This window comes from Streptomyces naganishii JCM 4654, assembly GCF_014650575.1.
In the GTDB taxonomy this organism is placed as follows: Bacteria; Actinomycetota; Actinomycetes; order Streptomycetales; family Streptomycetaceae; genus Streptomyces; species Streptomyces naganishii.
Genome location: NZ_BMVF01000005.1, coordinates 84,817 through 104,233 on the forward strand (window position 1 = coordinate 84,817; position 19,417 = coordinate 104,233).

General features: G+C 72.8%; 14 protein-coding genes and 1 pseudogene. 7 read left to right on the forward strand and 8 right to left on the reverse strand.

The features are described from left to right. Nucleotides 1-17: 17 nt before the first annotated feature. From IE217_RS10615 to IE217_RS10625, 3 genes are all read right to left on the reverse strand, one after another. Entirely contained in the window at nt 18-1,295 is a 1,278-nt protein-coding gene (locus IE217_RS10615; RefSeq protein WP_190177527.1) for a cytochrome P450, read from the reverse strand. Between the two features lie 61 nt (nt 1,296-1,356). After that, entirely contained in the window at nt 1,357-2,217 is an 861-nt protein-coding gene (locus tag IE217_RS10620) for an N-formylglutamate amidohydrolase (RefSeq protein ID WP_190177528.1), read from the reverse strand. Nucleotides 2,218-2,402: 185 nt separating this feature from the next. Next, nucleotides 2,403-4,622: an NADP-dependent isocitrate dehydrogenase gene (locus IE217_RS10625; protein WP_190177529.1), complete on the reverse strand. Its 2,220-nt coding sequence runs from the start codon at nt 4,620-4,622 to the stop codon at nt 2,403-2,405. A gap of 243 nt (nt 4,623-4,865) precedes the next feature. Here IE217_RS10625 and IE217_RS10630 point away from each other — a divergent pair, with 243 nt between their 5' ends. Both IE217_RS10630 and IE217_RS10635 read left to right on the forward strand, forming a co-directional pair. Further along, a complete protein-coding gene (locus tag IE217_RS10630; protein ID WP_190177530.1) occupies nt 4,866-5,918 on the forward strand; it encodes a LacI family DNA-binding transcriptional regulator in 1,053 nt (350 codons plus the stop codon). A gap of 146 nt (nt 5,919-6,064) precedes the next feature. Then, nucleotides 6,065-7,834: an outer membrane protein assembly factor BamB family protein gene (locus IE217_RS10635; protein ID WP_190177531.1), complete on the forward strand. Its 1,770-nt coding sequence runs from the start codon at nt 6,065-6,067 to the stop codon at nt 7,832-7,834. A 62-nt stretch (nt 7,835-7,896) separates the two neighbouring features. On the opposite strand, the gene IE217_RS10640 is transcribed toward IE217_RS10635, so the two are convergent. From IE217_RS10640 to IE217_RS10650, 3 genes are all read right to left on the reverse strand, one after another. After that, nucleotides 7,897-8,973, reverse strand: coding sequence for a mechanosensitive ion channel family protein (locus IE217_RS10640; protein ID WP_190177532.1), 1,077 nt, complete (start codon nt 8,971-8,973; stop codon nt 7,897-7,899). Nucleotides 8,974-9,433: 460 nt separating this feature from the next. After that, the gene (locus IE217_RS10645) at nt 9,434-10,198 is read right to left on the reverse strand and encodes a crotonase/enoyl-CoA hydratase family protein (RefSeq protein WP_190177533.1); all 765 of its coding nucleotides are present in this window, start codon (nt 10,196-10,198) and stop codon (nt 9,434-9,436) included. Nucleotides 10,199-10,342: 144 nt separating this feature from the next. Beyond that, the gene (locus IE217_RS10650) at nt 10,343-11,941 is read right to left on the reverse strand and encodes an oleate hydratase (protein WP_190177534.1); all 1,599 of its coding nucleotides are present in this window, start codon (nt 11,939-11,941) and stop codon (nt 10,343-10,345) included. A gap of 250 nt (nt 11,942-12,191) precedes the next feature. Here IE217_RS10650 and IE217_RS10655 point away from each other — a divergent pair, with 250 nt between their 5' ends. The 3 genes from IE217_RS10655 (at nt 12,192) to IE217_RS10665 (ending at nt 15,066) form a co-directional block, all read left to right on the forward strand. Then, nucleotides 12,192-12,422 carry a hypervirulence associated TUDOR domain-containing protein gene (locus IE217_RS10655; RefSeq protein ID WP_190177535.1) on the forward strand — a complete coding sequence of 77 codons (231 nt, stop codon included), beginning with the start codon at nt 12,192-12,194 and terminating at the stop codon, nt 12,420-12,422. Between the two features lie 6 nt (nt 12,423-12,428). Continuing rightward, nucleotides 12,429-12,761, forward strand: a complete 333-nt coding sequence (locus IE217_RS10660) for a DUF3140 domain-containing protein (RefSeq protein WP_190177536.1) — start codon at nt 12,429-12,431, stop codon at nt 12,759-12,761. A gap of 160 nt (nt 12,762-12,921) precedes the next feature. Then, a complete protein-coding gene (locus IE217_RS10665; protein ID WP_190177537.1) occupies nt 12,922-15,066 on the forward strand; it encodes a SpoIIE family protein phosphatase in 2,145 nt (714 codons plus the stop codon). Nucleotides 15,067-15,076: 10 nt separating this feature from the next. Here the strand turns inward: IE217_RS10665 and IE217_RS10670 are convergent, their stop codons facing one another. Then, on the reverse strand, nt 15,077-16,297 hold the full coding sequence (locus IE217_RS10670) for a metallophosphoesterase (RefSeq protein ID WP_190177538.1): 1,221 nt from the start codon (nt 16,295-16,297) through the stop codon (nt 15,077-15,079). Nucleotides 16,298-16,986: 689 nt separating this feature from the next. After that, nucleotides 16,987-18,207, reverse strand: a pseudogene (locus IE217_RS10675) (MFS transporter); the annotation flags it as partial. A gap of 54 nt (nt 18,208-18,261) precedes the next feature. On the opposite strand from IE217_RS10675, the gene IE217_RS10680 reads away from it, so the two are divergent. Both IE217_RS10680 and IE217_RS10685 read left to right on the forward strand, forming a co-directional pair. Next, nucleotides 18,262-19,029 (forward strand): AraC family transcriptional regulator, encoded by a 768-nt coding sequence (locus IE217_RS10680; RefSeq protein ID WP_190177539.1) that lies wholly within the window; start codon nt 18,262-18,264, stop codon nt 19,027-19,029. Nucleotides 19,030-19,130: 101 nt separating this feature from the next. Continuing rightward, entirely contained in the window at nt 19,131-19,328 is a 198-nt protein-coding gene (locus tag IE217_RS10685; RefSeq protein ID WP_190177540.1) for an antitoxin, read from the forward strand. The last annotated feature ends 89 nt before the right edge of the window (nt 19,329-19,417 follow it).

Below are 19,417 nucleotides of genomic sequence, written 5' to 3' on the forward strand. Positions count from 1 at the left end.
GGCCGGCCCGCGCACGCTCACCAGGTGACCGGCAGGGTCTGCGGACCGCGGATCATCGTCTGGCGCCGCCAGGCGACCCGCTCGGCGGGAACCGCGAGCCGCAGCCCCGGCAGCCGGTCGAGCAGCGTGCCGACCAGCAGCTCGGTCTGGAGCCGGGCGAGGACGGCGCCCGTGCAGTAGTGCGGCCCGTTGCCGAACGACAGGTGCGGGTTGGGATCGCGGTCGGGCTCGATGCGGTCCGGGTCCTCGAAGACGTCCGGGTCGCGGTTGGCTGCCAGGTAGGAGACGTAGACCGGATCACCGGCGGCGATGCGCACCCCGTGCAGCTCGACGTCCTCCAGCGCGATCCGGGCCAGGCCCACGGTGCTGCGGTGCGGCACGTACCGCAGCAGTTCGTCCAGCACCGGGCCGCGCTGCTCGGGCCGCTCCCGCATCCGGGCCATCAGCGCCGGCCGGGTCAGCAGCAGGTACAGCATCTGCCCGCAGTTGTGGGTGACGGCCTCCCCGCCTATCTGCAGCGGGCCAGCCAGGCCCACCGCCTCGTCCTCGCTGATCTCGCCCCGGCCGACCGCGGCGCCCAGCAGCGACAGCACGTCCTCGCCGCCGCCGTCCCGGCGGGCCCGGACGGTCGCGGCGATCCAGCCGTACATGGCCTCCTTGGCCCGGTCGGCCGCCTCCGCACCGCCGCACATGGAGATGATCTGCCGGGTCCAGGTGTGCACCCGCTCCCGCTCCCCGGCCGGCACCCCCATCACCTCGCTGACCACCGCGATCGGGAACGGCTCGAGCACCCGCTCCACCAGGTCGGCGGGCGGCCCCTGCCGCAGCAGCCCGTCGACCAGCTCGTCCAGCATCTCCTGCGCGCGCGGTCGCAGCCGCTTCATCGCGCCCACGGTGAACGCGCCCGACACCGGCTTGCGCAGCCGGTTGTGGTCCGGCTGGTCCGCCCAGGCCAGCGAACCCGGGCGCGGCTTGAAGTGCGGCGCCAGCCGGGTCACCTGACGGCGGGTGACCTCGGCGCGGCTGAACCGCGGATCGTTGGTGATCAGCTTCACGTCGTCGTAGCGGGTCGCCAGCCACGCCCACCCCTCGCCGTACGGCAGCCGGATACGGGTCAGGGGACCCTCGCGCATGAGGTCGGCGAGCACCGGGTCGAACGCGGTGCCGTCGAGGTCGAGCGCGGGCCACTCCCGGACCGGGGGCGGCGCCGTCCCCTCGCCCGGGGGCTGCGCCGCGCCAAGGGGCGGCGGGGACGTGACCCGGTTGGGCGGGGGCGTGGTGATCTCCTGCGTCATACACCCACCCTCGGCGCGGCCCGGCCGGTTGTCGCGCCGGAGTGCTCCAGGCGGCGGAGGGTCACCCGTGAGTGTCACGGCGGCCGCCGGGGCCGCCCTCGCCACCGGGTCGGCGGACGCCGTGGAGTTCGTGGAGGCCGTCGACCAGGCGGGCCAGCGCCGACGCCGTCCGGGTGAGACCCGGCCCGGCGGGACCGCCCGGCTCGCTCATGTACGTGTCCCGTCTGATCTCCACCATCAGCGCACTGACCCGCGCATCCCTCCCGTAGTACTCCAGCGGTACGTACGCCCCGCCGAAGGGGCTGTCGAGCCCCGTCTCGCCGCACCCGGCGAACGCCTCGCGGGCGAGCGCGGCCAGCCGGGGCGGGGTGTGGAAGGCGTCGGTGCCCAGGCACACGGGCGGGCGGGGACCGGCGCCGTGCAGTTCGTAGGGGAGAGCGGCGGTGGGGTAGGAGTGCACGTCGACTATTACGGCCCGCCCGGTCGCGGCGAGCCGGCCGGCGACGGCCTCGGTCATGGCCCGCGCGTACGGGCGGAAGAAGCGCTCGACGAGCGGCGCCGGATCGGTGTCCGGCGCCCGCAGCACGCCCCGGTGCGTGGTCGCCGTGTAGACGGCGCCCATGCCCACGGCGAGCATCTCCTCCCGCTCGTCCGGGAACCGCTCCGGGTCTACGACCAGCCGCGACAGCCGGTTGACGAACCGCCACGGAGCGAGCGAGGCCAGCCCGGCGGCCGCCTCGGCGAGCTCGGCGGTGTGCGCGTCGGTGATGTGGTCCAGCTCCCGCTCGAGGGCCGCGTCGTCGAGCAGGATCCCGGCCCGTACGTCCTCCGGTATCCGCCGTGCCGAGTGCGGCACATGCAGGATCACCGGCGAACCGGCGTCCCCGGGCAGCAGTGCGAAGGACGGCACGTCGTCGGACACGGAGCGGCTCCCGTCTCTCCCGGCCCCGCCGGAAGGCCTCACGGACATCACGGGGCGATCATGCCGCACCCCACTGACAACGCCGTCCCGTCCCCGGGGACGGCTCCGCCCCGGCTGGCGCGGTGCCGGGCGGGGCGGAGGGCGGGGGCCGTGGGACGGCCCCCGGAGCCGGGACGCGAGCCGGGTCAGCTCAGGGAGGCCAGGGCCTCGTTCCAGGTGGCGGACGGGCGCATGACCTCGGCGGCCTTGGCCGGGTCGGGCTGGTAGTAGCCGCCGATCTCGGCCGGCTTGCCCTGGACGGCGATCAGCTCGTCGACGATCTTCTGCTCGTTCGCGGCGAGCGTCTCCGCGAGCGGCGCGAAGGCCTTGGCCAGGTCGGTGTCCTCGGTCTGGCCGGCCAGCTCCCGCGCCCAGTACAGGGACAGGTAGAAGTGGCTGCCGCGGTTGTCGATGCCGCCGACGCGGCGGGTCGGGGACTTGTCCTCGTCGAGGAAGGTCGCCGTCGCCCTGTCGAGGGTGTCGGCGAGCACCTTGGCGCGGGCGTTGCCGGTGACCTCGGCGTACTGCTCCAGGGACGGCACCAGGGCGAAGAACTCGCCGAGCGAGTCCCAGCGCAGGTAGTTCTCCTTGACCAGCTGCTGGACGTGCTTGGGCGCGGAGCCGCCGGCGCCCGTCTCGAACAGGCCGCCGCCCGCCATCAGCGGGACCACCGACAGCATCTTGGCGCTGGTGCCCAGCTCCAGGATCGGGAACAGGTCGGTCAGGTAGTCGCGCAGCACGTTGCCGGTGACGGAGATGGTGTTCTCGCCGCGGCGGATGCGCTCCACCGACAGCTTGGTGGCCTCGACCGGGGACAGGATCCGGATGTCCAGGCCCTCGGTGTCGTGCTCCGGCAGGTACTGCTCGACCTTGGCGATCAGGTTGGCGTCGTGCGCGCGGCCGGCGTCCAGCCAGAACACCGCCGGGTCGCCGGTGGCGCGGGCGCGGGTGACGGCCAGCTTGACCCAGTCCCGGATCGGGGCGTCCTTGGTCTGGCAGGCGCGGAAGACGTCACCGGCCGAGACGGCCTGCTCGATCACGGCGTTGCCGGCCTGGTCCACCAGGCGGACCGTGCCGGTGACCGGGATCTCGAAGGTCTTGTCGTGGCTGCCGTACTCCTCGGCCTTCTGCGCCATCAGACCGACGTTGGGGACCGAGCCCATGGTGGCGGGGTCGTAGGCGCCGTTGGCCCGGCAGTCCTCGATGACGGCCTGGTAGACGCCCGCGTACGAGGAGTCCGGCAGGACCGCGAGGGTGTCGTGCTCCTGGCCGTCCGGGCCCCACATGTGGCCCGAGGTGCGGATCATGGCCGGCATGGAGGCGTCGACGATCACGTCGGAGGGGACGTGCAGGTTGGTGATGCCCTTGTCGGAGTCGACCATCGCCAGCGTGGGGCCCTCGGCGAGCTCGGCGTCGAAGGAGGCCTTGATCTCGGCGCCCTCGGGGAGGTTCTCCAGGCCCTTGAAGATGCCGCCCAGACCGTCGTTCGGGGTCAGGCCGGCCGCGGCGAACGTCTCGCCGTACTTGGCGAACGTCTTCGGGAAGAAGGCGCGTACGACGTGACCGAAGATGATCGGGTCGGAGACCTTCATCATCGTGGCCTTCAGGTGCACGGAGAACAGGACGCCCTCCTGCTTGGCGCGGGCGACCTGCGCGGCGAGGAACTCGCGCAGCGCGGCGACGCGCATCACCGAGGCGTCGACGACCTCGCCCTTGAGGACGGGGACCGACTCGCGCAGCACGGTGGTGGAGCCGTCGTCGCCCTTGAGCTCGATGCGCAGGGCGCCGTCCTCGGCGATGACGACGGACTTCTCGGTGGAGCGGAAGTCGTCGGCGGCCATCGTGGCCACGTTGGTCTTGGACTCGGAGGTCCAGGCGCCCATGCGGTGCGGGTGGGTCTTGGCGTAGTTCTTCACGGAGGCCGGGGCGCGGCGGTCGGAGTTGCCCTCACGCAGGACCGGGTTCACGGCGGAGCCCTTGATCTTGTCGTAGCGGGCGCGGATCTCGCGCTCCTCGTCGGTCTTCGGGTCGTCCGGGTACTCCGGCAGCGCGTAGCCCTTGCCCTGAAGCTCGGCGATGGCGGCCTTGAGCTGGGGGATGGACGCCGAGATGTTCGGCAGCTTGATGATGTTCGCGGCCGGCGTCTTGGCCAGCTCGCCCAGCTCCGACAGGGCGTCCGGGATCCGCTGGTCCTCGGTGAGGTACTCCGGGAACACGGCGATGATGCGGCCGGCCAGGGAGATGTCACGGGTCTCCACAGCCACACCCGCCTGCGAGGCGTACGCCTGGACCACCGGCAGGAAGGAATACGTCGCCAGGGCCGGGGCCTCGTCAGTGTGTGTGTAGATGATGGTCGAGTCAGTCACCGGGTGCTCCGCTCCACGTCTGCAACATTGCTCGATATCAAGATATCTCTTGGAGAGGCGGGGTTCGACAGGGGCCCGGGGCCACGCCCCGTCTTCGCCGGCCCACCCGCCCGGCTCGGTGGGCGCAGGGGCACCACGGGACACCGCCCTCGGCCGCGCCCCGGCCCCCCGGCCGGAGCCGCACGGCGTGCCGACCAGGCCGCGGGGGTGAGAATGGTGCGGTCGGACAGGCAGGGGAGGGGTATGGGCAGGGGCAGCGAGGGCGGGCCCGTCACGTTGCGGGGGATCGCGGAGCGGCTGGGGCTCGACGTCTCCACCGTCTCCCGGGTACTGAACGGGCCCCCGGCCGAGCGGGAGCGGGCGGCGTCCCAGGAGACCGCCCGGCGCATCCGCCGCCTCGCCGACGAGCTGGGCTACCGGCCCAACCCGCACGCCGCGAGCCTGCGCACCCGGCGCAGCAACCTCATCGGCGTCCTCTTCCCGCAGCTGTCCGAGATCGTGGTGGCCACCATCTACGAGGGCATCGAGGCGGAGGCGACCGAGCGGGGCCTGTCGACCTTCGTCACCAACACCCACGACGACCCCGCGCTCCAGCGTGACCGGATCGGCATGGTGCTCGCCCGCCGCGTGGACGGACTGATCATCGGCGACGCCCATCTCGACGGCGCGGCCCTGAAGGGGCCCGAGCTGCGGGACGTGCCCTTCGTCCTCGTGAACCGCCGCTCCGACCTCGGGGGAGTCTCGGTGACGTGCGACGACAGACTCGGCGGACGCCTGGTCGCGGAGCACTTCCTGGCGCTCGGGCACCGGCACGTGGCCGTCGTCGCGGGCAAGCCCTTCGCGAGCACCGGCGCTGACCGCACCGCCGGATTCACCGAGCGCTACCGGGAGGCGGGACTGCCGATCCCCGCCGAGCGCGTCAGCGACTCCTCCTTCGACATCGCCGGAGGCCGCCGCGCCGCCCTGGAGCTCCTGGACCGTCCGGACCGGCCCAGCGCCCTGTTCGCGGTCAACGACTTCGCCGCGATCGGTGTCGCCGGGGCCGCCCGCGACCTGGGCCTGACCCTGGGCGCCGACCTGGCGCTGGCCGGTTTCAACGACACCCCGCTCGCGGCCGAGCTGCCCGTCGCCCTCACGAGCGTGCGCTCCCCGATGACCGAGCAGGGCAGGTGCGCGGTGCGGCTGCTGCTGCGCCGGATCGCCGGCGAGACCCCTGAGTCCCGGGTGCTCGCACCACGGCTGATGGTCCGCACCTCCAGCGGCGACCCGGTCGGGCCGCCCCTGACATCGGCGTGATCCGCACCGACCCGACGCGACACCGACACCAGCCGTTCTCCGCCTCGCACCACGTTTGCCCAAACGATTGCGCCAAACGTTTGGGTTCCCCATACTGAGCCCCGGACGGCGGGATCGACGTGTACAAGTCGGGGAGGGACCGGCCTATGACCGAGCCACGTGTCGCATGGACCTGGACTCCGTCCGCGCCCCTGGACCGGGTCGTCTCGGCCGAGTTCCGGGGCGGGGTCCTGGCTGTCCTGAGCCGCGGGCCGAGCCGGGCGGACTCCGCCGCCCTCGCCCTCGATCCGGCCACCGGCCGCACCCTGTGGAGCCACCGCGTTCCCGGGCTGGTGGCCGGACTCGGCGGCACCGAGGAGGTTATCGCGGTCCTCGACGACGAGCGCGGCCTGCACGGCTTACGCCCGGGCGACGGCGCCCGGCTGTGGCGGCGGCAGGGCGTGATCGGTCCCGGCCGGCCGGTCGAGGGCCCCCGGCATCGGGCGGTCCTGACGGTCGGCAAGGCCGCCCCCGGCAGGGAACTGTTCACCGTGACCCGCGAGTGGACCCGTACGTTCGACTCCATCGACGGCCAGTCGGAGGAGGTGTCGAACGAGATCGCCGTACTCGACGCCCGCGGCCGCACCCGCGACCAGCGGTCCGCGGTCGCGTACTACGACGACTCCTGGACCCGCCCGGTCCCGGAGTTCTCCGTTCCCTCGCGCCGGATCGTCGCACGTGACGCGACCGACGGCTCCGTGCGCTGGCGCTCGCGCAGATGGCCGGGCTCCGAGCAGGTCCACATCTGCGTCGACCGGCAGGCGGCCCTCGTGATCGGCGTCAACGAGCGCGGCATCCGCGCCTACGACATCGCCACTGGCCTCCTGCGGTGGAGACGCCCCGGAGTGAAGTCACGGCCGGGCACCGGCTTCTCCTTCCTGTACGACGCGGTGGTGACGGACGGGATCCTGTGCGTGCAGGCGGACGGTTTACTCGCCGCGTTCCGGGCCGCGACGGGCGTGCGGGTGTGGCGGCGGGAGACGGCGCGGTGGCGCCACGAGATCGTGGCCGGCGGCGACGTCCTGTACGTGCTGCACCCCTCGGGCACAAACCTGCGGGCGATCGCCGCGAGTGACGGTTCCGAACTCTGGTGCCACACACCCGCCCCGCGGGACGTGCGCGACGGCGAGCGGGCCCGGCGGGAAGTCCACCGCGTCCTCGCCGTCCGCGACGGCCTGGTGTACGTGACGTACGGGGACGAGATCCGTGCCCTGGAGGCGCCCGACGGGGCGGTGCGCGCGCCCCGGGACACGACGGGGGCCGAGGTCTTCGACGAAACCCCCCAGGAGGCCGGAGAACTGGCCGCGCCCGTCCCGCGCTTCGGCCGCCGCTTCCTGCTGGGCCTGGAGCGGGAGCACCGTGTGCACGACTTCGGCGACGGCTCCTTCCGCGTGGTCCGTGTGCGGGGCCGTGAGATCGCGGTGGCGGAGTACGGCTCCCGCTTCTACGACGAGGGCGTCCCCGTCCGCCTGGCAGTCGACCTCCGCACGGGCGCCTTCCAGCACTGGCACGACAACGGCGTGGAGAGCCGGAGCCGCCCCCCGCTCGCCCTGGGCGGCCTGGTCCCCCCATGGGACCCCGTACGGCGATGGCTGAGCGCCGCCCCCACGACCGCACCGGTCGAGGTCACGATCCGGACCCGCGCCCAACTGGCCCGTTTCAGCGCGGCGATGATCGCCCGCACCGATCTGCCCGGCCCGGCCCCAGCGCCGGCGCTCAAGGCCTCCCCGCTCCTCGCCCTCACCAGCCCACGAGCCCGCCGCCTGATCCGCGCCCACCCGCCCGAAACGCTCCCCTACGAGACCCTCTTCGCCCACCAGACCCACGCCCCGGCCCACATCGGCGCCGACCCGCACGCAGAGCGCGGTGAGGGATGAGCCCCACCCTGCGACGGGGCCGGGGCCCAGGGACGAAGTCCCCGCCGGGCCGGGGGGGCACCTCAGTTGCCCCCCGGCACCTTCTCCCCTCGCGGCGCCGGAATCACCGGCTGGGCCGCCTGGATCGCCACGCTCCGCACAGGCGCCGGGATCCGGATCCCCTCCTCCCCGTACCGCCGGTGCAGCCGCTTGATGAACTCGTGCTTGATCCGGTACTGGTCGCTGAACTCCCCGACCCCCAGAATCACGGTGAACCCGATCCGCGAGTCACCGAAGGTGTGGAACCGGATCGCGGGCTCGTGCTCGGGCAGCGCCCCGGTGATCTCGGTCATCACCTCGGCCACGACCTCGAGGGTCACCCGCTCCACGTGCTCCAGATCGCTGTCGTAGCCGACCCCCACCTGCACCAGCACCGTCAACCGCTGCTCGGGACGGGTGAAGTTGGTCATGTTGGTCTTGGCGAGCTGCCCGTTGGGGATGACCACCAGGTTGTTGGAGAGCTGACGCACGGTCGTCTGCCGCCAGTTGATGTCCTCGACATACCCCTCCTCGCCGCTGCTCAGCCGGATGTAGTCCCCCGGCTGAACGGTCTTGGAGGCGAGGATGTGCACCCCCGCGAACAGGTTGGCGAGCGTGTCCTGGAGCGCCAGCGCGACCGCGAGCCCGCCCACGCCGAGGGCGGTCAGCAGCGGCGCTATGGAGATGCCCAGCGTCTGAAGGACCACCAGGAACCCGATCGCCAGCACCAGGATCCGCGTGATGTTGACGAAGATCGTGGCCGATCCGGCGACCCCGGACCGCGACTGCGTCACCGTCCGCACCAGCCCGGCGATGACCCGCGCCGCCGACACCGTCACCACGAAGATGAGCAGCACGGTCAGGATCTGGTTCACATGGTGCTGCACCGTCCGGGTCAGCGGCAGCACCGCCGCCCCCGACGCCGCACCGCCCGCGATCGCCGCCCACGGCACCACCGTCCGCAGCGCGTCCACGATGACGTCGTCCCCGCTCCACCGCGTGCGCTTGGCGTGCTTGGCCAGCCACCGCAGCACCGTACGGGAGAGGAACGCGGCCGCCAGGCCGGCGGCCAGCGCGATGCCGGCCAGGACGAGGTCGTCCAGCGTCACGGCGCGGTTCACCGGCTGCCACCCCCCGCTCCCGAAGGGCACGCCACGGCGAACGGGGCGGCGGCCGCCGACGGCCGGATGTGATGTCGCGTCACGTAGTGCTCACCTGCTCGGTTCCGAAATGTGCGAACGCGCCGGCGAGTTCCCGGAATCGGATCCCCACGGAAACCGTTCCGCGCCCGGCGCGGTCGTTCATCCTGCCGTATCCGGCACGGCGGTTCGCACCGAGGCCGAGGTGACAAGGGCCGTATCGGACGACCTGCTCGGCCAGTTCGGCCTGGCCCCGCCCGGGTCCGCACGCGACGGGCCCGGGGCCGTACGCGACCGGACCGGACGTACCGCCGCCCGGACGGCGGACGACGTACCACCGCACACCGGCCGGAACCAGTACGGCGGCCGGCGCCACCGGCGCGCAGTTCACCGGTACGCGGACGCCGAGTACGGCGACGGCCGAGCGGGCCCGCCGCGGCGCTCATCCGTCCGTGAACGAGCCGTGCCGTCCCGCCCCCGAGGCGAACCGCGCCGCGCCCTCCAGGCTCTCGGCCAGCACGCCCATGCCGTGCCGGATCTCGCGCCGCATCGCCGCCTCCTCCTCCAGCCCCTCCTGGTCCAGCACCGACGCCCTGTCCGAGCGCAGGCACGCCTGCGGGAACCGGGCGATCCCGGCGGCCAGTTCCTCGGCCTCGGCGCGGGCCCGCCCCCGGGGCACGACACGATTGACCAGCCCCATCCCGTACGCCTCCTCGGCGGGGACCGGGCGTCCGGTGAGGATCATGTCCAGGGCGCGGCCGGTGCCGATCAGCCGGGGCAGGCGGACCGTGCCGCCGTCGATCAGCGGCACGCCCCAGCGGCGGCAGAACACCCCGAACACGGCGTCCTCCTCGGCCACCCGCAGATCGCACCACAGCGCCAGTTCGAGCCCGCCGGCCACGGCGTGCCCGGCGACGGCCGCGATCACCGGCTTGGACAGCCGCAGCCGCGTCGGCCCCATCGGGCCGTCGCCGTCGTGCGCCACCCGGTTGCCCCGGTCGCCGCCGATCGCCTTGAGGTCCGCACCCGCGCAGAACGTGCCGCCCTCGCCCCACAGCACCGCCACGCGCGCGCCGTCGTCCGCCTCGAACGCGCGGAAGGCGTCCGCGAGTTCGGCGGCGGTCGGACCGTCCACCGCGTTGCGGGCCTCCGGCCGGGAGAGGACCACCGTGGTCACGTGTCCCTGGCGTTCGATCCTGACCGGCATGCTGGGTCTCCTTCGACGTGACGGGACCGGCAGGCTACTCCCGGACCACCCCGGCCACCTGGGCCACCCCGGCCGGACGGCCCGGTGCCCGTCGCGGGCACCGGACCGCCGTCGTCCCGCGCGGGCGGCTCACTCACGGGCGGCTCACGCGAGGGCCGCGCCGAGCACGTCGAAGGCCGTCCTCGGATCGGCGAGCGCGTGATGGATGCCGGGGATCTCCAGATCGAGGCCGAGCAGCCCGTACACGGCGTGCATGGCGCCGCGCACCGAGTACTCGACGGTGAACACCACGTCCTCCGGGATCTCGGTGAACTGCCCGAGGAACGCGAAGTTGGCCGCGCCGCGCGGCAGTACCCGTGGCCGGTCGTGGGCGGTGCGCGGGGCGAACTGGCTGGTGATGTACGGCATCATCACCGGGATCACGGTCGTCGTAGCCGCGACCTGCTCCTCGATGTCGGACATGCCCAGGTGGCCGAGGAGTTCGGTGAGGATCTCCCGGCCGGTGGCCCGGGCCATCGGCTTGCGGACGAAGTCGCCGTCGGCGTCGACGAAGAGCCCGTAGCCCCACAGCGTGTAGACGTCCTCCGGCTGGCCCTCGAAGTGCGGGGCGTGCGGGACCACCACGGACATCAGCCAGCCGGAGTCCCTGAACGTCATCAGCGCGCCGGTGCCGGGCAGGTTGCCGGACAACTCCTCGATGCGGTGCAGCAGAAGCGGGCTGCGCATGGTGAGGGTGAAGGACTCCCACTTCGCCTCGTCGACGTTGCCGTAGAAGGCCGCCGGGCGCCCGAAGTCCTCGGCCTTGCCCGCGATCGCCTCCCAGAGCCGCCACCCGCCGTCCCGCCGGTCGCGGATCAGCTCCGGCGCGGTGTCGTCGCTGCCGTAGGCCGCGTCGGCGGTCATCGAACCCACGGTGAGGAACGCGAGGTCGGTGGCGGCCAGCACACAGGTCTCCGGCCTCCCGTCCCGCTCCAGGTGCAGGCGTCGCACCCGCCGGGTGCCGTCCCGGTCGGTCTCGAAGTCCACGTCGGTGACCCGCACTCCGTGCTCGAAGAGCACCCCCTGGGCCTCCAGCCAGGCGCGCAGCGGCCGGATGACCGAGTCGTACTGGTTGAGGCGGGTGCGGCGCACCCCGGAGAGGGTGTGCATCCGCGGGAACTCCTGCATGAAGCGCAGCAGGTAGCGCCTCAGCTCGACCGCGCTGTGCCAGTTCTGGAAGGCGAACGTGGTGCGCCACATCGTCCAGAAGTTCGTGGCGAAGAAGTGCGGGGAGAAGAAGTCCTCGATCCGGCGCGCCCCGATCGCCGCCTCGGGCAGTACGAGCAGGCGCACCAGCTCCATGCGGTCGCGGAGGTCGAGCCCGTAGTCGGAGGCGTCCAGCACGGTGGCGTCCCGGCCGATCAGCCGGGCCTTCGCCGAGGTGGGCCACTTCGCGTTGAACTCGCGGATCTCCTCGCGCACCGAGACCGTCTCGTCGGTGAGGGTGGGGATCGTCTCCAGCAGGTTCCACAGGCACGTGTACGCCTCTTCCTCCAGCATCCGCCCGCCCCGCGTGACGTAGCCGGCGGACTCGGCGGGTCCGCCGCGGCCGTCCATGGAGCCGCCGGCCACCGGGAGTTCCTCCAGCACGCGGATGTGCTCGCCGGGGAAGTGCCCGTCCCGGATCAGGAAGGCGGCGGCCGCGAGCGAGGCGATGCCGCCGCCGACGAGGTGGGCACGTGGCTGGCGCGGAGCGTCGGACATGACGTTCCTCCGTTCTGCCGCCCGATGCCGTGGGCGGCGGATGATGCGAGTGATCCGCGTGCAAGCCAACCCGCGCGGCGGCCCGCCCGGCAGGGGCCGGCCGTCCCCGCCCACGGGCTGAAGGGCCCACCCACGGGGCGGCTCTTCGGCCGGGTCGCGCAAGCGCCCCTCCGCTGAGCACGAGCTGCGAGTCGGGCGCCGGGCGTTCACGCTGGGAGGACAGTCCCGCGATCCGCGAAGGAGAGTCCGTATGGCGAAGGGCCAGGGTGGGGGCAAGAAGCTGAAGAAGGGCGACGAGGTCACCTGGAGGAGCCACGGCAGCGAGGCCGAGGGCACGGTGGAGAAGAAGATCACCGAGCGCACGGAGGCGGCCGGCCGCACGGTGGACGCGTCGCCGGACGACCCGCAGTACCAGGTCCGCAGCGACAAGTCCGGCAGGTCCGCGGTGCACAAGCCGTCGGCGCTGAGAAAGAAGGAATGAGGCGGCGTGGACGACGAGGAACGCAAGGAGACCTGGGACGACTTCCGTGAACTGGTGAACATGACACCGGCCGAGCTGGACAAGTGGCTGGAGTCCGACGAGTCGCGCGCTGCCGGACAGCACAAGGACGGGGGAGAGTCCACCGGACACGCCTCCGGCCGCCGCATCACGGAGATCCTGCGGACGAAGAAGAGCGACCTCTCCGACGACGACTACCAGCACATGCGCAAGGTCGTCGGCTACGTCCGCCGTCATCTGGCCCAGCGTCCCTCGGGAGACTTGAGCGACACCCGGTGGCGGCACTCCCTGATGAACTGGGGGCACGACCCGCTGGCCTGACGCGAGCGCGGACAAGGAGACCCGCTCGAACCGGGCCGGCCCCGCCGACGACGGACCCGGGCCGCAGGCATGACAGCGTGCCCGTCACCGGGCACGGGCATAACCTTGCCCTACGGGCGGGGAGGCATGCGGGGGTCGCCGGCGATGCTGGAGGTGCCTGGTGACCAGTACGGGCGCGGGCGGTCCGGTCACTGACAGTGCGGAGCTGGATGCCGTCATCGCGGAGACGGTACGCCGGACCGGCGCGTCCGTCGGCGCCTTGTACCTGCTCGCCCCGCAGGGGCAACTGCTGCACTTGGACGTGCTGTGCGGGGCGGGCGCCCAGATGGCCGAGCCGTGGACGACGGTTCCGCTGGCCGCTCCGGCACCCGTGGCGGACGCGGTCCGGGAGGGCCGTCCGGTGTGGGTGGGCAGCCAGGAGGAGATGGTCCGCTCGTATCCGCGTACCGCGATGGTGCTTCCCTACCCGATGGCGCTGGCGGCCGCGCCCGTCGAAGGCGCACAGCGGTGGGGCGCCCTGCTGCTGATGTGGCCGGCCACCCGTCCCCAGCACATGACCGCGCGGGAGCGCGCCAACATCGTGTCCAGCTGCCGACGGGTGGCCCGGGCGCTGGAGGAGGCCGCCGAGCACGGCCGGCCCCCGGTCACGCCCGGCCGCGGTACACGTGTCGTCCCCGCGGGAACCGGCCGCCCCTCCGCGACCCCGGAGGCGGCCCTCGCCGACTTCGTCGAGCGACTGCCCGGCGGCAGTTGCGCCCTGGACCTGGAGGGACGCTTCACCTACCTGAGCGCCGGGGCCTGCGAGCTGCTCGGGGTCGGCGCCGGCCGGCTGCTGGGCACGCTGCCGTGGCAGTCCCTGCGCTGGATGGACGACCCCGCCTACGAGGACCGCTACCGTGCCGCGGTGATCAGCCGTGCGCCGGTGGCCTTCACCGCGTGCCGCCCACCGGACCAGTGGCTCGAGTTCCACCTGTACCCGGACGCCAGCGGCATCAGCGTCCGCATCATCCGCGCCGGCGACGAGTCTCCGCCCGCGCTGGTCCACCGGTCCCCGGACAGTGCCGCGCCCGCTCGCGCCGGGCAGCTCTACCAGCTCACCCACCTGGCCGCCGCGCTCACCGAGGTCGTCGGCGTGCAGGACGTGATCGACATGGTCGCCGACCAGATCGTGCCGGCCTTCGGCGCCCAGGGGCTGGTGCTGTCGGCCGCCGAGGGCGGCCGGCTGAGGATCACCGGGCACAGCGGTTACTCCGCCGAGACCGTGGAGCGCCTCGACGGTCTGCCGATCGACACCCGTCTCACCCCGGCGGGACGCGCCCTCGCCACCGGCATCCCGGAATTCTTCGCCGACCGGGAGGAGATGCGGCGCACCTATCCGGGGGCCCTGGAGGTGAGCGGCGCCCACGCCTGGGCCTTCCTGCCGCTGATCACCTCCGGCCGGCCGGTCGGGTGCTGCGTCCTGTCCTACGACCGCCCGCACGCGTTCCGGGCCGAGGAGCGAGCCGTCATGACGTCGCTGGCCGGGCTGATCGCCCAGGCCCTCGACCGTGCCCGCTTGTACGACACCAAACACGAGCTCGCCCGCGGCCTGCAGGAGGCACTGCTCCCGCACACCCTGCCCGAGGTCGACGGCCTGGCGGTCGCCGCCCGCTACATGCCCGCCACCCGCGGAATGGACATCGGCGGGGACTTCTACGACCTCGTCCGCCTCGGGGACACCGCCGCCGCGGCCGTCATCGGCGACGTACAGGGCCACAACGTCGCCGCCGCCGCTCTCATGGGGCAGGTGCGTACCGCGGTTCACGCCCACGCGGCGCTCGGCACGTTCCCCGACGAGGTCCTCACCAAGACCAACCGGCTCCTCGCCGACCTCGGCCCCGACCTGTTCACCAGCTGCCTCTACGCCCGCCTCGACTTCTCCCACCGCAGCGTGACCCTGGCCAGCGCCGGCCATCCGCCGCCACTGCTGCGCCTGCCCGGCGGCGACACGCGGCCCGTCGTCGTCCCGCCCGGACCGCTCCTGGGAATCGTCGACGACGCCGCGTTCCCCGTGACCGAGGTCCCGCTCGTACCCGGGATGATCCTCGCCTTCTACACCGACGGTCTCGTCGAGAAGCCCGGTGCCGACCTGGACGACTCCATCGCCGACCTCGCGCGGCACCTGGCGCACGCCGACGACCGGGACCTGGACCTGCTCATCGACGATCTCGTGAGTGACGTCGGCACGACCGGGCAGCGGACCGACGACGTCGCCCTCCTGCTGTTGCAGGACCGGGCGGCCGAGCCGGGCGGTCGGAACCGTTGACAGCCCCGTGTCAGGGCGACGTGGCCGGGTGCGGGGAGCGGAGCACGAGCAGGGTGATCTCGCTGGGGGCGAAGACACGGAACGGCGGTCCCCAGAAACCGGTGCCGCGGCTGGTGTAGAGGAGGGTGCGGGCGCCGTGGCGGCTGAGACCGGCGAGGGCGGGCTGGTCGATGCGGACCAGGTGGTGGAAGGGCCAGATCTGGCCGCCGTGGGTGTGGCCGGAGAGCTGGAGGTCGACGCCTTCGGCCGCCGCCCGGTCGACGAACTTGGGCTGGTGCGCCAGGAGCAGGACGGGCAGGCCGGGGTCGGCGCCGTCCAGGGCTCCGGCGAGGTGGGCGCGGTGGCCCTGCAGGCCGGAGGACTCGGCGGTGACGTCGTCCACACCGGCGACCACGAGGGCGTCACCGCCGCGTTCGAGCAGCAGATGGCGGTTGCGCAGCGGCTCCCAGCCCAGCTCGTCCATCAGGTCGACCCAGCCCTGGGCCTCGCTGTAGTACTCGTGGTTGCCGGTGACGTAGACGCGGGCCCGGGTGGCCCGCACGGTACCGAGGGGGGCGGCCTGGGCGCGGCGGCGTTCGGCCGTACCGTCCGCGATGTCGCCGGTGTGGCAGACCAGGTCGGCCTCGAGGGTGTTCACCGTCTCGCACACCCGTGCCGACCAGCGGGCGCGGTCGAGCGGCCCGTAATGGGTGTCGGTGATGAGGGCGACGCGGAGACCGTCCAGCCCCGCGCCCAGTCGCGGGAGCGGCACCTCGACCCGGCGCACGCGTGGCACGCGGCGCGCCTCGGCGTACCCCCACGCGAGCAGTACGGCGGTGGTGCCGAGGACGGCCCAGGTGACGATACGGGCCCGGTCCTGACCCTCGCCGACACCGGCCACGGTCAGGGCGAGCCGCAGCAGGACGCCGAGCAGAACGGACCAGGTGAACAGGATCCAGCTGCTGCCGAGCAGGGTGTCACCGACGATCGCCGCCCGGTCCTGCTGGCGCCGGCCGTGGCCGCGCGCCATCGCGAGCGGCATACCGACGAGGCCGAGGGCGAACAGGGCGGTGGCGACCAGCGTGACGGGCAGCGGCCAGTGCTGGCCGGTGTACAGGAGCACCCAGCAGGGCACGGCCCACAGCAGGACGGGTGCGATCAGGGGGATGAAGCGCATCAGGCGGCGCAGCCGGCTCCGCCGCGGCGCGCGCGCTTCCCCCTCGGCGGACCGGGTGTCACTGGTCGCGGTCATGCTTCCCCTCCCTGACCGGGCTGCCGTCTCCCGCACTGTATCCGGTCCCTTCCACACCGGCCGGTGCCCCTGTGGACGGGGGCCTGACGGCGGCTGCCGGCAAGTCAGGCGCGAACAACCAGGGCGCCGCCGTCAGGGAACTCCACCTGCAACAAGTCGAGCCGTTCCGCGCAGCCGTCCGCCAACTCGGTGCCCCGAGCCCGCGCTCACGGCGCCTTCGATCGCCGGGATGCCGCACAGCCGGCATCCCCGCGCGCAGCGTCCGCCACGAGGTCGTCGGTCCTGGCTTGGCTCGCGCACGCGGAAGGCCGAGAGCCTTCACGGCGTAACGCTGCGCCCCCCGGGTGTGCGTGGCGATCTTGCAGAATGATCAGCCACGCCTACGGGGACGGTCGAGGCCCGTGAGCCCGTCGACGGCGTCCGACCCTGGCTACGCCGCTTCGCTCAGCAGGACGGTCTCGCCCATCGCACAGGCCAGCAGCAGGGTCTGTTTCTCCAACTGGTCGTCGGCCAAGTAGGCGTCGAGTGCGGCGGTGGCGGTGAGGAAGGCGGGGTTGTTGCCGGGGAAGGTGCCGTTGTGCTCGCCCGGCTGCCCCGGTGCGGCTGGAGGGGACTCCATGTGCCGGCTCGCTGCTGGTCGCACTTCGTCGTCCTTCCGTGACTGGTCCTTCGGGGCTCTCGGTCAGCGGCGCGGGCCGGTCAGATGCTGCTGGGCTCCGAGGAGCGGCTCCCGGTCTCCTGCGCGGCCTCGTCACCGTCGCCCAGCAGCGGCTTGGCACGGCCGGTTCGGGCAGGGTACGGAACAGCAGCCAGCTCAGGGCGGGCATCGCGATCAGGGGCGTCAGAGCCGTGCGCAGCGAGGTGGCGTCGGCGATGCTGCCGATGAGGGGACTGGTCACACCGCCGACGCTGACCATGAGGCCGAGGGTGATCCCGCTGGCCGTTCCGACGCGCGTGGGCAGATAGTCCTGGGCGAGTGTGACCTGAAGCGAGAAGGGGACGTACAGACCGATCGAGGTCAGCGCCACGAACAGGTAGATCGCGGGGCCGGGGACGAAGACCACGCCGGCGACGGCCGCGACCGTGATCAGGTACGACATGCTCACCACCGTGACCCGGTCCCAGCGGTGGGCCAGCTTGCTGCCGACGACCGTGCCGACGGCACCGCCGAGGTACAGCACGAACAGCGCGGCCGTTCCCGCGGCCGTACCGCCGCCCGTCTGCTCCCGGGCGTGGAAGGCGACGAACGTGCTCATGCCGACGAAGACGATCGACCGGCACACCACCGCCAGCGACAGCCGGACGAACGACGCCCAGTCGTTCTGCCCCTTCGCGGCCTCCTTGCCGCCCTCGGCGGACGGCGCCTCGCCCAGCGCCCGCAGTACCGGCAGCGTCAGCACGCTGCCTATCAGCGCGGGCAGGATGAGCAGCGGGGAGAACCGCAGCCCGCCCGTGGCGATCACGGCTGTGACCAGTAGGGGAGCTGCCGAAAAACCGATGTTGCCGCCCAGGGAGAACCATCCCATGGAGCTGTGGCTGCCCTTGCTGGCGACCCGTGCGACCCGTGCGGACTCCGGGTGGTACGCGGCGACCCCGATGCCGGACAACGCCACGAACGCCAGCGTGAGCGGGTACGAGCCGCTGACCCCGCTGAGCGCGACGCCGAGCCCGCCGAGGACCGTGCTCACCGGCAGCAGCCAGGGGATGGGGCGCCGGTCGGTGAGTGCGCCGAAGAAGGGCTGTGCCACCGAGGACAGCAGGCTGGCGGCAAGCACGATGCCGGAGGCCGCGGCGTACGTGTAGGCACGCTCGGCGGCGAAGAACGGAACCAGGGCGGCCACGGCGCCCTGGTAGACGTCCACACAGGCATGTCCGGCCGACAGCAGAACGATCGACTTGTTCCTTGACATGGCGCCATGGTCGTCCGTGGCCACCCTGTCGCACTTCCGATAATCTGCCAATCAATGAGGAACATCCGCCATGTGTCGGTGGCACCGACCAGCGCACGCTGGCTGGCCCCGGGCGCAGCGATCGACGCCCACCGGCACGACGACCACCAACTCGTCTACGCGGGCCGGGGCGTGCTCGCCGTCACCACCGGCGCCGGCTCGTGGACGGCCCCGGCCACCCGGGCGATCTGGGTGCCGGCCGGCACCGTGCACTCCCACCAGGCTCACGGCGAGCTCGAGCTGCACCTGATCGGCCTGTCCGCCGACACCAACCCGCTCGGCCTCGACGAGCCCGCCGTGCTGACCGTCAGCCCGCTGCTGAGGGAACTGATCCTCGCCTGCACCCGCGACCGTTCGGACGACAGCCCGGAACACCGGCGCCTGCGCGCCGTCCTGTGCGACCAGTTGCGCGTCTCGCCCCAGCAGCAGCTGCACGTGCCGACGCCGACCGCCCCGCAGCTCAAGGCGCTGTGCGAGATCCTGCACGCCGACCCGGCCGACAACCGCACCCTGGCGGCCCTGGGCAGACAGGTCGGCGCAAGCGACCGCACGCTGTCACGGCTGTTCAGGGCCGACCTCGGCATGACGTTTCCGCAGTGGCGTACTCAGCTGCGGCTCTCCCACGCCCTGGTGCTGCTCGCCGAGGACACGCCGGTGACGGTGGTGGCACACCGGTGTGGCTGGTCCTCGGCGAGCGCGTTCATCGACGTCTTCCGCCGCGCCTTCGGCCACACACCAGGACGCGCCGCGAGCGCGGCCCGGCCGACGGGAGGGGACGGGTAACGACCGCACTTGCGTGCCGAGCTGTCCCGGTACGCATCGGACGGGATGCTCCGGGTACTCCCCGTCGGGTACGACACACGCCTATCGCCGGGAGGTACCTCATGGGGAAGCTGGGAGACATGGCGAACAAGGCCAAGGAGATGGCGAAGGCCCATCCGGACCAGGCCGACAAGGGTGTCGACAGTGCGGAGCGGATGGTCGACGAGCGTACGGGGGACAAGTACGACGCGCAGACCGACAAGGCCGCCGACGCGGTGCGCCGTTCTTATGGCGGCGGCGAGGAAGTGACGGACCGCTGAACCCGCGACACCCGCGACCGGGCCCCGGCGATCGATCGCCGGGGCCCGGTCGTGCCGGACGGGCCGCGACCCCGCGGAGGCGGATCGCG

Coding starts and splice junctions, on each gene's coding strand:
- IE217_RS10615 (WP_190177527.1), bottom strand. CDS start 1,295: ATGACGCAGGAGATCACCACGCCCCCGCCCAACCGGGTCACGTCCCCG.
- IE217_RS10645 (WP_190177533.1), bottom strand. CDS start 10,198: ATGCCGGTCAGGATCGAACGCCAGGGACACGTGACCACGGTGGTCCTC.
- IE217_RS10630 (WP_190177530.1), top strand. CDS start 4,866: ATGGGCAGGGGCAGCGAGGGCGGGCCCGTCACGTTGCGGGGGATCGCG.
- IE217_RS10655 (WP_190177535.1), top strand. CDS start 12,192: ATGGCGAAGGGCCAGGGTGGGGGCAAGAAGCTGAAGAAGGGCGACGAG.
- IE217_RS10635 (WP_190177531.1), top strand. CDS start 6,065: ATGACCGAGCCACGTGTCGCATGGACCTGGACTCCGTCCGCGCCCCTG.
- IE217_RS10680 (WP_190177539.1), top strand. CDS start 18,262: ATGAGGAACATCCGCCATGTGTCGGTGGCACCGACCAGCGCACGCTGG.
- IE217_RS10670 (WP_190177538.1), bottom strand. CDS start 16,297: ATGACCGCGACCAGTGACACCCGGTCCGCCGAGGGGGAAGCGCGCGCG.
- IE217_RS10650 (WP_190177534.1), bottom strand. CDS start 11,941: ATGTCCGACGCTCCGCGCCAGCCACGTGCCCACCTCGTCGGCGGCGGC.
- IE217_RS10685 (WP_190177540.1), top strand. CDS start 19,131: ATGGGGAAGCTGGGAGACATGGCGAACAAGGCCAAGGAGATGGCGAAG.